Consider the following 12,430-nt stretch of genomic DNA (forward strand, 5'->3'; position numbering starts at 1 on the left):
GCCGCGGTGATCGCGAACCCGCCCAGATCGGAGCCACTGAAACCCTTCAACGAACCCAGCAGTCTGCCGACCGGAGTCCGAGCACCGGAAACGATGACAGAAGTGGCGATCATGGCAGAAGGACCTTTTCCGGTGGGGTGGTCACGGTGTCGACGCCGAGCACGGCATGCCAGCGTCGGCGGGTGCGGGGCATCTCGTCAGTGGGCGGGGTGTTGCGTGCCTGCCTGAACCACCAGGCAGCACCCAGATAGATCGCCAGCTCGCTGAAGGCGATAGAGAAGAAGGCTGTCATGTCGGTGTTGCCTGCCTGGCGCGTATCTGCTGCGGACGGGACAATGAAGGCGAGGTCATCGCGGGCGGTCGCTTTCACAGTTTCTGTCCGGCGTTCTGCGGATCGGGACGGCCCGGCTGGTCGAGGTGAATGGTCTCGCCCGGTCCGAGGGGCAGCTCCGGTGTATCCGGGCGAGACCATCTGTCCCCCAACGAGTTTCTCGTTGGGTCTTCCCCACCTACTTCGCCGGTGTGAACGGCTGGTTGATGGTGGTGAAGTACTGCGCCGCCGCCAGGATCGCGACCGGCGCGGTCACCAGCAGTTGCCCGGCCAGGGTGCCCAGCGCACCGACCGCGACGATCCCGCCCAGGCAGCCGATCGCCGCGGCGGGGATGAACGGACCGAACAACCCGACGATGGTCGCCGACGCGACCGTCGCACCCGCGATACCCCCGAGCACGCAGCCGACCGCACCACCGGCGATGCCACCGACGAAGGTGCCGATCGTGGCACCGGTGCTGACGGTGGAGGCCATACGGTTCCAGGCAGCCTGCTCACGGTCGTAGGGGGTCTTCCAGGGCGCGGTGTCCTCGTAGGGCAACGCCACCGGCTTGTATTGCGCGTGCGCCATATCGAACTGCGGGGTCAGCGTGGCGGTGCGGTCATGGATGTCCGCGGCGATCGGGAACACGAAATCATCGACACGGAACGACAACTCCGTGCCGCCCAGCACCGTCCCGTCGGCTGCCTTGATCTTGAACACACCGTGGTCGTCGACCAGCGAACCCGCATCGGTCTCGATCACGGTCGACGTCGGTGTCGTGGTGGCCGTGTAGTTCACCGCACCCGTTGTGGCCGCGGGGTCGGCGTTCGCGGCGCCGGCCGGCAGCGACAAGGCGGTAATGGCGACGGCAACACCGGCCAGTGTTTTGCTGTTCATAACTTACACTTTCTCGTTAACTTCGCGATGACATGGTCGTCGGGATCGCGTCATTGAATTACGTGGATCGTTCGCTTCCACCGGACCAGCTTCGGCGAGCTGACAGAATGGTTCGCAGAGTTCCGATGTACAGCTCCCCGTAGATATCGCAGGCACGCCAGGGCTACCACGACTCTCACATGAGGCCACACCCGGTCTTTTTGAAACCGCATATCCGATGCCGGGTCGACAGAATTGATACGAGAGTGACGGCCATCAGGATCGCGTTGATCCTGATAATGCCTTACCGAGTCGCAGAATGGCACGCTCGGCATAGGGTTTACCGACGAGTTGGATGTCGACGGGCAGCCTGCCCGACTGGTCAGCCGAGAGAGGGGGCGCAGGCCGAGGTAGTTCACCTGCCGAGTGAGGCCGTTCGGGATCGGCGCTCGACCTTCAATGTCGGGCAGTGGGATCGTTGGTACTGCGACGGTGGGCAGCAAGATCGCATCGAAGTCCCGAAACCATTCGGAGAAGGCAAGGCGGCTGAGGGTGGGGCTGCGCAAACAATTTATTTCCTCATCGTTTTACTTTCTTCCACACTTCCAAATGAGGAAGATATTGGGATTCTGTTACAGAGGGCGACATTCGCCGAAGTATGATCGCCAACCTTTACGCGCGCCATAAGCAATCGCCAGTGTCGACACTCCTCACACGTACTATTGGAAACCGAATGACTGGAACATGGCCATTCGGATTGGCTCCCGTAATGGACCCTGCTGGTTCGGCTCGCATGGCCGGGTGCAATAGACAAGGTCGCCAATCAAGTGGTGGAGCTCACTATATGTGGCAGATAAGCGCACGCAAAAGCTGCGATTACTGACGATGATCGGTTAGCGTTGATGACGGATTGTCCGCGATTTAACGTACAGGCCGCGGCATGACGCGCGCGACAATCACGAAACCGCAGATTGTCAGAAACCGATTCGTTTACGGCAGAGGGAGTGGCGCTCCGACCTGCCCTCTTATCGACGAGTCCGATGATGACCGCGATGTGGCCGTCGATCAGGGCTCCGACAAAGTCGTGATGTGAGGGCGTGACCTGGGGTTACGGCGCGTCTCGTTGGTGCCGGGCATGGCATCGGTGTGGTGATGATCGCGGTCCACCTTTATGCGTGATCGTCGAAAGCGGCCCCAAACCCGGGAGGCTTATGTGTGTTGTCAAGTGCCTGGGCTGTTTGGGTGAGGGTGCCGAAGATCTGCCAGGTGATGTAGCGCTTGAAGCAACGTCTGATCCGTCGCGTGCGTCCTTCGGCGAGGCGCCGCCGAACGTAGGCGCGGGTGGCCTCATCGGCGCGTATGCGGGTCAGAACGACGGTGTTGATCACCCTGTTGAGGCGGCGGTCGCCGCCGCGATTTAGTCGGTGACGGATCGGGTTGCCCGGATGAGGCCGGAATCGGGCAGGTTCCGGCGATCTTGGCCAGCGCGGTCTCGGTCTTGATCCGTCCTGGGTGCGACCACACCGTCAAGATCACCGCTGCGGTAACCGCTCCGGCCCCGAACAGGGAAAAGCAGTTGTGGGGCATGCTCGTTCACCAGTTCGGTGAGCTGGTCGCCGTTGTCGTTAGTGATCTGCCACGGTGGACAATGCGAGGTCTCCTGTTAACGGGTGGACGTCGTGACCGGCGTCGGCCTGGGTGGAGATCACTACGAGGCAAACCTGTAATGAGCCACCACCGATTTCGGTTGGGCAAGCTTCTGATCAGGCCATTGTGGTGGGCCGGGTTGGCACCGGCCTTCGAGCCGAGTGGACAACTCCCGGGAATGACACCCCAACGGAGGGCAGACGATTCACGAGTCACACCCAGCACGAAGAAGAACCAGCATCCACCCTTCCAGCCAGCCCAGGCCAGCCACCGGCCACCCCAAACACCTACAGACGGTTCACGGGACCCCGTGTGTCAGCTGAACCGAACCACGGGGTCCCATCACGTCGTTTGGGTCATCAGTGAAATCAGTTTCGTTCGCGGGGCGAGCTGGCGCAGTGTGCCTTGGCCCGATCAGCGAACTCGGGGTCGCTCGGCCGCGTGGGTGGCACCTGCGACGCGAAAGGTCGGATGACTCTGCTCTCGATACGGCCTTGTCCTTTGCAGCATCGAAGCTCCTGCTCTGGGTGGCCGAGGGCCGATCAAGGTAGTAATGCGTGACCTGGTCCTGGACCTTATTGCTGTGTGTTGTCGGCCTTCTTGCTGCCGCTTCTGTTAGGTGCGTGGCAGGTCGGGGAAGGCTTCGGCGACGCCGTTGTGGGTGATCACGCCGGCGCGGGTGTTGACCCCCAGTGCGAGTGCAGGGTCCTGAGTGATGGCTTGCTCGGGTCCCAGGGCGGCGAGTTGGCGCAGGTAGGGGAAGGTTGCGTTAGTGAGGGCGCGGGTGGAGGTTTGCGGGACGCCGCCGGGCATGTTGGCCACGCAGTAGTGGCGCACGCCGTCGACCTCGTAGATCGGGTCGGCGTAGGTCGTGGGTCGGGAGGTCTCGAACGCGCCGCCCTGGTCGATGGCCACGTCGATGAGCAGGGCACCAGTGGGCAACACCGAGAGCTGGTCCCGGCGGACTACCTTGGGCGCGGCCTTGCCAGGGACTAGCACGGCGCCGATCACCACGTCGGCAGCGCCGAGCTCGCGGGCGAGGGTACCCGGATCGCTCATGACGACGCGGGCACGACCGCCGAAGATGGTGTCGAGTTCGCGGATGCGGGTGGCCGAGGTGTCGAGGATGGTGACCTCGGCCTGCATGCCCAGCGCGAGGAGCGCGGCCTGGGTGCCGACCACACCGCCACCGATGACCACGACGCGGCACGGTGCGACGCCGGGAGAGCCGCCGAGCAGCCGCCCGGGGCCGCCTTCGGGGGCGGTGAGGTAGGTGGCTGCGGCGTGTGCGGCGAGTCGGCCGGCGATCTCGCTCATGGGGGTGAGCAGCGGCAGGCCGGTGTGGTTCTGGACGGTCTCGTACGCGATACCGAGGGTTTTGGCCTTGAGCAGTGCTTCGGTGAGGGGCCGGTCGGCGGCCAGGTGCAGGTAGGTGAACAGGGTCAGGTCTTCGCGCAGATACTGGTATTCGGCCGCGATGGGTTCTTTGACCTTGACCAGCAGGTCGGCGTTGGCCCAGGCATCGGCTTGGTCGACGAGTTTGGCGCCAGCCTGCTCGTAGTGGTCGTCGCTGAACCCGGCGACGGTGCCGGCGTCGTGTTCGACGAAGACGGTGTGGCCGTCCTGGACGAGTGCAGCGACACCGGGAGGGGTGAGGCCGACGCGAGCTTCCTTGGTCTTGATTTCCTTGACAGTCGAGATACGCATCGTGGATTTTCCTTGGTGCAGGTGGTGGGGGTAGCGGGGTTGATGGGGTGTTAGTGTGTGGGGCGGCGGGCGATGTTGTAGAAGCGGATTTCCTGGTATTCGTCGAGGCCTTCGGCGCTGCCTTCGCGGCCCAGGCCGGATTGTTTGAGGCCGCCGAAGGGCGCGGCGGCGTTGGAGGGGACGCCTTGGTTGATGCCGACCAGGCCGGTTTCCAGGGCGTCGGCGACGTTGAGGGCGCGGTCGAGGTTCTCGGTGAACACGTAGCCCGCGAGGCCGTACTCGGTCGCGTTGGCCCGCTGCAGCACCTCGGCTTCGGTAGTGAAGCGTTGGATGGCGGCAATGGGACCGAAGATCTCGTTGCGGGCAATGTCGGCGGTGGCGGGCACTTGGTCCAGAACGGTCGGCTGGAAGAAGTGCCCTGGGCCGGTGATGGCGTGGCCGCCGGTGCGCACGGTGGCGCCGTGGTCGACGGCATTCTCGATGAGGTGCCGCATACCCTCGACTGCATGTTCGTCGATGAGTGGACCGAGGGTGACGGCGTCTGCGAGGCCGTCGCCGACGCGGGTGGCGGCCATTTTCTCGGTGAGTCCTTCGATGAAGTGGTCGGCGATGCCGTCTTGGACGTAGATGCGGTTGGCGGCGATGCAGGATTGTCCGCCGTTGCGCATTTTGGCGGCGTAGGCGCCTTGGATGGCGCGTTCGAGGTCGGCGTCGTCGAACACGATCAACGGCGCGTTGCCCCCCAGTTCCATCGACGAACGCAACACATTGCCCGCGGCCAGGCGCAGCAGCACCTTCCCGACACCGGTGGAGCCGGTGAAGGAGACCTTCCGGACACGAGCATCGGACAGGACCGCCTCGCTGAAAGCGGAGGCGTTGGTGGTGGTGACGACCTGGATGAGGTCGGTGGGCACACCGGCCGATACCGCGAGGTTGACCACATAGTAGGTGGTCAATGGTGTGAGTGCGGCGGGCTTGATCACTACCGGGCAGCCGGCGGCCAGCGCGGGGGCGATTTTGCGGGTCGCCATCGCCAGCGGGAAGTTCCAAGGGGTGATCAGTACCGAAAGCCCGACGGGGGCACGGCGGGTCAGCAGGGTACCGCCACCGGCGGGCACGTCGCGCAGGTTGCCGCCGGGGCGGACGGCTTCTTCGGCGTACCAGCGGACGAAGTCGGTGCCATAGGTGACTTCGGCACGGGATTCGGCCAGTGGTTTGCCCATCTCGCGGGTGATGAGCAGGGCGATGTCCTCGGCGTGCTCGATGAGCAGGTCGTACCAGCGCCGCAGGATGTCCGCGCGCTGGCGTGGCGGGCGCACGGCCCACTCACGACCGGCGGCATCAGCTGCCGACACCGCCCGCAACGCTGCGGACGGATCAGCATCGGGCACATGAGCAATCACATCGCCGGTAGCGGGGTTGACAACACCGAAGGCGTCGACACTGCTGGGCAGGTCAAGGCGAGCGAGGACTGCGTCCGCCGCAGCCGCGCGGTCGGGACTCGCGACCGCGAGCGAGGGGTCTGTGCGCAGGTCGGCGGTCATTTGGTTTCCTCCTGGGCCAGGACATGGTCGATGGCGTCGATGAACGCGGTGAGTTCGTCGTCGGTGGTGATGAAGGGCGGGCTGATCTGCAGGGTGTTGCCGCGCAACGGGCGGGAGATGAACCCGAGGTCGATCAGCGCGTCGGCAGCGGTCTCGGCGCTGACGCAGTCGGTGAGGGTGACACCACCGAGGAACCCGGCCACACGCACGTCGGCGACGCTGGGCCGGTGCGCGGCCAGCTGTGCGAGTTCGCTGGCCAACTGCTGCTCGAGCGCGCTCACATGGTCCAGCAGGTTGTTTTGTTCGAGGACGTCGAGGTTGGCTTGTGCAACGGCGCAGGCGGTGGCGTGACCGGCGTAGGTGGCGCCGTGCCGGAAGATCGGGGTGGCCGGGTCGTCGATGTAGAACGGCTGCCAGACCTTCGGCGAGACCAGCACACCACCCAGGGGCGCGTACCCGGAGGTGACACCCTTGGCGAAGGTGATCAGGTCCGGTTCCAGACCGAATCGGTCCGCGGCGAACATGGTGCCGGTGCGCCCGAAGCCGGTGATGACCTCGTCGAGAACGAACAGGATGTCGTTCTCGCGGCACAGTTGTTGCAGGGTCTCGAGGTAGCCGGGGACCGGCGGGTTGACACCACCGGTGCCCTGGATGGGTTCGGTGACGATGGCGGCGATATTCTCCGCACCCAGGTCAGCGATGGTGGATTTGAGGGCGTCGGCATCGTGGACAGGGACGCGGGCGGTCTCGGGTACCAGGGAGTCGGTGCCATAGCCCTCGCGGTTGAAGTCCAAACCGGCGATGCTGGTGCCGTAGGCGTGCAGGCCGTGGTAGGCATGCTCGCGGCTGAGGATGATGGTCTTGGTCGAGCGTCCTTCGCGCTGCCAGTGCCGGCGTGCGAGCTTGCAGGCGACGTCGATCGCGTCCGAGCCACCCGAGTTGAGAATCACCTTCGGGTCGCGGATTGGCGACAAACCGGCGAGCCGTTCAGCCAGCCCGAGTGCCTGATCGTTGGCGAACCGGGCGAAGATATGGTAGGTCTCCAGCTTGAGCATCTGGGTGTGAGCGGCCTCGGCGAGCGCGGGGTGGGCGTGGCCGATGTTCGCGTGCCACAGGCCGGCGGTGCCGTCGAACAGGCGGCGGCCATCGGTGGTGTGCAGGTAGCAGCCGTCGCCTCGCTCGATCACGATCTGCCGTCCGAGGATGGACGGAATGTGTGCCTGGGCGGACCAGAGGGCGGGTCCCTCGAGGACGGTGGTTTCGATAGTCATGGGTGTGTTTCTTTCGTGGCGGGTCGGGCGGTCAGCGGGCGGTATAACCACCGTCGACGGGGATGCAGGCACCGGTGATGTAGGCCGCGTCCTCCGAGGCGAGAAAGCTGACGACCGCGGCGACGTCGGCGGGCGCGGCCAGACGGCCCAGGGGGATACCGGCGACGACGTCACGTTCGGTCTGGGCGGGGTCGGCCTGCTCGTTGACCCAGGCGTCGTAGAGGGGGGTGCGGGCCATGCCGGGGGCGACGGCGTTGACCCTGATGTTGCGGTCGGCCAGCTCGACCGCGGCGGCGGTGGTGAGCGCGTTGATCGCGCCCTTGGTGGCGCTGTAGATGGTCATCGTCGGGACGCCGATGGTGGCCAGTCGGGAGCTGATGTTGATGATCGCGCCGCCACGCTCCATACGCTTCGCGCCCTCCTGCAGCACGGCGATCGCGGCGATGGTGTTGACCTCGAACACGTGCCGGATCTCGTCGAGGGGAACCTCGAGCAGGTTCCCGGTGTGGTCCTGGGCGGCGTTGTTGACCACGATGTCGAGCCGTCCGTAGGCATCGATCGCGGCGGCGGCCAGGGCGGCGGGTGCGCCGTCCTGGGTCAGGTCGAGCCTGACGAAGGTGGCGTTCTCGCCGAGTTCTTCCCGGACCTGCTTGCCGCGTTGTTCGTCGCGGCCGGTGATGACGATGTTGAAGCCGTCCGCGTGTAGGCGGCGGGCGATGTCATGACCGATGCCGGAGGTGGATCCGGTGACGATGGCGGTGCGGCGGGTCATCGAGTTTTTACTCCGATCTGCTCGACGGCGCGCTTGAGTCGGGCGACGCCCTCGTGGATGCGTTCAGGGGTGGAGGTGGCGAAGCACAGGCGCAGTGCGTTATGGAAGTTGCCGTTCGCGGAAAAGGCGGGACCCGGGATATAGGCGACACCTTCGGCCAGAGCGGTCTCGAACAGCACCTGGGTGTCGACCTGCTGGTCAGCGAAGGTTATCCACAGGAAGAACCCTCCCTCGGGATCAGTGGCACGCACCGAGTCGCCGAAGTGATGCTGCACAGCCGCTTGCATCGCATCCTTACGCTCGCGGTAAAGGCCTCGCACGCGATCGAGGTGCGGCTGCAGATGTTCACCGGCGAGAAAATCGGTGATCGTCTGCTGAGTGGGAACGCTGGTGCAGGTGTCCATCGCCTGCTTGGCGTTGATCAACAGCGGTTGCAGGCTCGGATCGGCGTCGACCCAGCCGATCCGCAGGCCCGGCGAGACGATTTTGGAAAAGGTCCGCACCGAGAAAATCAGCGGATTGCCGGGATCGAGCTGGCTGAATTCGGGAATCGGAGTGTTCTCGAAGCGAAGAAGCCCGTACGGATCATCGTCGATGATCATCGCGCCCCACCGGGAGGCGAGCTCGAGTAGTTGCTCCCGGCGTCGTTGCGATTGCGTGACGCCGGACGGGTTCTGAAAATTCGGGATCGTGTAGATCGCCTTCGGCGTCCGCCCGGCCTGCGCGACGAGGTCGGGCAGGGCTTCCACCACGAGGCCGTCGTCGTCGAGAGGGGCCTCGAGAAGGTCGGCGCCATAGGACAGGGCGGTGGCGTTGCCGTTGGTGTAGGTGGGGCCTTCGACGATGACCAAATCCCCGGGATTGATGAACAACTTGCAGGCCAGGTCCAGGCCCTGCATCCCGCCGGTGGTGACGGTGATCCGGTCATTGGTGGTGGTGATACCGTGCTCGGCCTGGAGTTTGAGGATCTGCTCGACCAGCGACCGCTCGCCTTCGGTGGCGCCGTAGCTGTACTTGCCGGGCACGGCATGTGCGGCGTAGTGGTCCAGGAGATCAACAGGCATGAGGTCGTCGCTGGGAGCGCCCATGGCGAAGCGGACGATGTCGTGAGTCTGGCGAGCGAGTAGCGATGTCGACGAGTCGATGACCGACCCGACAAGATCAGAAGTCCGGTGGGCGAGAGGAAGCAGGCCGCCGGTCATTGTGTTCTCCATTCATCAAGTCGTCGGAATCACGGTATGACCGGAAACGCAACAGAAAAAGCGACGATTGATGACGAAATCCAGTTAAGTTACTTGACGTGTTCGGATGCAAGCGACCAGCCGAGATGTTTCGAGACGACGTCGGGTCAGGGGCATTCCGGTGGTGGGGAGAACCTTTGGGTGGAGGTGAGCCCTGTGTCGGCCGCGACGGTTGGTGACCGGCTAGTCTGCGGGCATGCTGGACGTCCACCGCCTCGTGCTCTTGCGCGAGGTCAAGCTCCGCGGAAGTATCACTGCTGCGGCGCGAGCTCTGTCGTACACCCACTCCGCGGTCTCGCAGCAACTCGGATTGCTCGAGAAGGAAGCTGGCGTTCCCCTGTTGGAGAAGGTCGGGCGTGGTGTCCGGCTCACTTCGGCTGCCGAGGAGCTCGTGCGTCACGCCGATGACATTCTGGCCATCCTCGAGCGAGCCGAAACCGATCTCGCAGCCAGCGACACGCAGGTACGTGGGACCTTGCGTCTTGCAGCCTTCACAACGGTCAGTCGCACCGCAGTGCCCCAGGTCATCGATACCCTTCAGCGACAGCACCCTGCGCTGGATGTTCGATTCCGGCAAGTGGAACCCGAGGACGGATTGCTCCTGCTGACCTCGCGTCGCATCGATGTGCTCGTGGCCGACAGCTACGGCACCTCCGAGTCCGTGCCTCCCGAGTTGCATGCCGACCTGCTCATGAACGATCCGATCCGCGCCTACGTCCCGACGCACACCAGCATCGACACCCTCGAGGCGTTGCGCCGCATCCGATGGGTGCTCGAGCCCAGCGGAACCGAAGCGCACGCGTGGGTGCGAGGGCTGTGTCAGCAGTACGGATTCGAACCCGACATCGCCTACGAGTCGCCAGACCTGCTGTTCCACCTGCGAATGGTCGAGGCCGGGCTGGCCGCGGCGTTCCTGCCCGATCTGCTCGTGCGCGACGCCCGCACGCACCTCGCACCCTCGACACTGCTCGGCACACACCAGCGTCGCAGCATCTCCCTGATCTGCCGCACCGGAGCAGAACGACGCCCCGCGGTGATCGCGTGCCGCGACGCCTTCGCTCACTACCTGATGTAGCCCGCCCACGGCTCGCACCGCGTCTGGTGTTGCATTCGCGATCTCGACCGCGAATCTAGTGCTGTGTTCCTCAAAGGTGGTAGATAAAGCGGCGGCGTAGGTTTCGGGGTTTCGGGGTTGGTCGGCCCCAGATCCAGGGTCGTGCGCGGGCGTTGAGGGCGGCGGTGGCTTGGTGGGTGGCTCGGTCGATTTCGGTGTGGTCGGCGAAGGTTTGTCCGGCGAGTGCTTCTCGCCGGAAGATCCGCCACCATGGTTCTTGCAGGTTGAGCCAGCACGCCCCGACGGGGATGAACGCGTGCTTGATCCTCGGATGGTCCTCGAGCCATTCGCGGGTGGATTTGCTGTTGTGACTGGACAGGTTGTCGGTGATCACGTGGATGTCACCGGTCGGGTTGGCTTGTTCGATCAGCTCCAGGAAGCGCTGGTAGTTGACGCTGTTGCGGGAGGACGCGGTGAGCGTGACGGCCCGGCCGTCGCGGACGCGGATCGATCCGTAGACCCAGATCTTGTCCGGGCCGCGCGAGTATTCCAGTGGCGCTTTGATCCGGTGCCCATCGACCGACCACCCTGGCGCTGGTCCGAAAATTCGGGGTGAGACCGGGCCCAGTTCGTCGGCGCAGACTACCGTGGCGCCCGCGGGTGGCTGCGTGTAGAGACCGACGATGTGGGTCGGTTTGGGACGAAGTACGGGTCCTTGCTCGTCGTCCACGACCGCGGTCTACGCCATCGAACACCTTCTGCTGCAAGGATTCTGCGGACCTGACTACGGCCTACGACAATGCCTTCGGCGCGCAGGGCCGCGGCGAGCGAATCCAGGGTCCAGCTCGACGGCGCTGCGTCCTGCTCGGCCTCCAGAGCCCCGTCCGATCGCCGGGTCAAACGCCCCGGCGGGGTGGTGGCGACCAAGGCCACGATCCGGCTGCGCTCTGTTTCGGTCAGCCGCGGTTTACGCCCTGCCCCTCGCCGATCGCCCAGACCATCCAAGCCGTGAGTATTGAACCGGTGCAACCGTTCTCGCACCGTCTGCCGATGACAGCCCAGCTCGCTCGCGATCTCCGCAGTGGACATACCGTCCCAACTCGCCGTGATCATCCGCGCACGCCGGATCCAATCCCCAGGCGCATGCCGAGCCGCAGCCAGCTTACGAATCTTGCGCTCCTCCAACACATCCCGTGCCGCCCGCGCAACCAACACCTTCGGCACAACCCACCTCGACCACACCCGAACCACCAAGACCAGCAACAAGATACACGATAATTGAGGAACGCAGCACTAGTAGGACTTTGTTGGGTCGAAGTATGTGTGGTGGCAGAGCGGGCAGGTTCTGATCCAGATGGCAAGTGCGCGTTGGAGTTTGCGGAGTATGCCGTAGAGGGTCAGTCCTGCCCGCCCGCTTTTGGGGTGGTGAGCCGCAGGGTGGTGAGGAACAGGTGGGCGGCGGTGGTGAGGGTGGCGTGGTGGTGCCAGCCGAGCCAGGAACGGCCTTCGAAGTGGTCGAGGCCGAGGGCGTCTTTGAGTTCGCGGTAGTCGTGTTCGATGCGCCAGCGGATTTTGGCGAGTCGGACGAGATCGGTGATTGGGGTGTCGGGTGGCAGGGTGGACAGCCAGTAGTCGGTGGGTTCGCTTGTGTCGGTGGGCCATTCGGCCAGTAGCCAGAGCTCGGGGAGGGTGCCGTCGGGGGCGGGGGTGATGGTGCGGCCCGACGGGCGGACCCGGATCGCGGTGAAGCGGGAAGTCAACTCGGCGTTGGGGTTGGTGGGGCTGGTCTTGCTGCCGTGTCGCCAGGTCACCTGGCGCAACGCCGCTTCGCCGTGGTCGAGGACGAGGTCCTTGCAGGTCCTCGGCGGGTCGGGGTATCGCGGTGTGGGTGGTCGTCCGGTTGCCGGGCGGGGCGGGGTCTGTGGGCGGGCGTCACCGCGGTGCACGCCGGTGGAGCCCTTGACGGCCACCACGTAGGGCAGGTCGCGGTCGGTGAGACCGGAG

General features: G+C 64.9%; 12 protein-coding genes. 1 reads left to right on the forward strand and 11 read right to left on the reverse strand.

Translation table 11 applies throughout. From position 1 onward, the window contains the following. Positions 1 to 109: 109 nt before the first annotated feature. The 8 genes from ACWEKS_RS47150 to ACWEKS_RS47185 all read right to left on the reverse strand — a co-directional run bounded on the left by ACWEKS_RS47150 (position 110) and on the right by ACWEKS_RS47185 (position 9,333). Positions 110 to 370, reverse strand: a complete 261-nt coding sequence (locus tag ACWEKS_RS47150; protein WP_452346215.1) for a hypothetical protein — start codon at positions 368 to 370, stop codon at positions 110 to 112. A gap of 139 nt (positions 371 to 509) precedes the next feature. After that, positions 510 to 1,211 (reverse strand): hypothetical protein, encoded by a 702-nt coding sequence (locus tag ACWEKS_RS47155; RefSeq protein WP_452346216.1) that lies wholly within the window; start codon positions 1,209 to 1,211, stop codon positions 510 to 512. A 1,326-nt stretch (positions 1,212 to 2,537) separates the two neighbouring features. Beyond that, a complete protein-coding gene (locus tag ACWEKS_RS47160) occupies positions 2,538 to 2,777 on the reverse strand; it encodes a transposase (protein ID WP_452346217.1) in 240 nt (79 codons plus the stop codon). A gap of 675 nt (positions 2,778 to 3,452) precedes the next feature. Further along, positions 3,453 to 4,544, reverse strand: coding sequence for an alanine dehydrogenase (gene ald, locus ACWEKS_RS47165; protein ID WP_452346218.1), 1,092 nt, complete (start codon positions 4,542 to 4,544; stop codon positions 3,453 to 3,455). Positions 4,545 to 4,594: 50 nt separating this feature from the next. Next, positions 4,595 to 6,088, reverse strand: coding sequence for an NAD-dependent succinate-semialdehyde dehydrogenase (locus ACWEKS_RS47170; RefSeq protein WP_452346219.1), 1,494 nt, complete (start codon positions 6,086 to 6,088; stop codon positions 4,595 to 4,597). Next, positions 6,085 to 7,359, reverse strand: a complete 1,275-nt coding sequence (locus tag ACWEKS_RS47175) for an aminotransferase family protein (protein WP_452346220.1) — start codon at positions 7,357 to 7,359, stop codon at positions 6,085 to 6,087. The genes ACWEKS_RS47170 and ACWEKS_RS47175 overlap by 4 nt, the downstream gene beginning before the upstream one ends. A gap of 31 nt (positions 7,360 to 7,390) precedes the next feature. Then, entirely contained in the window at positions 7,391 to 8,131 is a 741-nt protein-coding gene (locus tag ACWEKS_RS47180) for an SDR family NAD(P)-dependent oxidoreductase (protein ID WP_452346221.1), read from the reverse strand. Then, positions 8,128 to 9,333 carry an aminotransferase-like domain-containing protein gene (locus ACWEKS_RS47185; protein WP_452346222.1) on the reverse strand — a complete coding sequence of 402 codons (1,206 nt, stop codon included), beginning with the start codon at positions 9,331 to 9,333 and terminating at the stop codon, positions 8,128 to 8,130. Before ACWEKS_RS47185 ends, ACWEKS_RS47180 begins: the two co-directional genes overlap by 4 nt. Before the next feature lie 235 nt (positions 9,334 to 9,568). On the opposite strand from ACWEKS_RS47185, the gene ACWEKS_RS47190 reads away from it, so the two are divergent. Beyond that, on the forward strand, positions 9,569 to 10,447 hold the full coding sequence (locus ACWEKS_RS47190) for a LysR family transcriptional regulator (RefSeq protein WP_452346223.1): 879 nt from the start codon (positions 9,569 to 9,571) through the stop codon (positions 10,445 to 10,447). Between the two features lie 70 nt (positions 10,448 to 10,517). Here ACWEKS_RS47190 and ACWEKS_RS47195 read toward each other — a convergent pair whose 3' ends face one another. The 3 genes from ACWEKS_RS47195 to ACWEKS_RS47205 all read right to left on the reverse strand — a co-directional run. Continuing rightward, positions 10,518 to 11,156 (reverse strand): IS630 family transposase, encoded by a 639-nt coding sequence (locus ACWEKS_RS47195; RefSeq protein WP_452346224.1) that lies wholly within the window; start codon positions 11,154 to 11,156, stop codon positions 10,518 to 10,520. After that, entirely contained in the window at positions 11,069 to 11,677 is a 609-nt protein-coding gene (locus ACWEKS_RS47200) for a helix-turn-helix domain-containing protein (RefSeq protein WP_452346226.1), read from the reverse strand. The genes ACWEKS_RS47195 and ACWEKS_RS47200 overlap by 88 nt, the downstream gene beginning before the upstream one ends. Before the next feature lie 146 nt (positions 11,678 to 11,823). Next, positions 11,824 to 12,430, reverse strand: a 607-nt coding sequence (locus tag ACWEKS_RS47205; RefSeq protein ID WP_452346225.1) for an IS701 family transposase, incomplete at its 5' end; no start/stop codon positions are given.

It is taken from the genome of Nocardia sp. NPDC004711 (assembly GCF_053601595.1).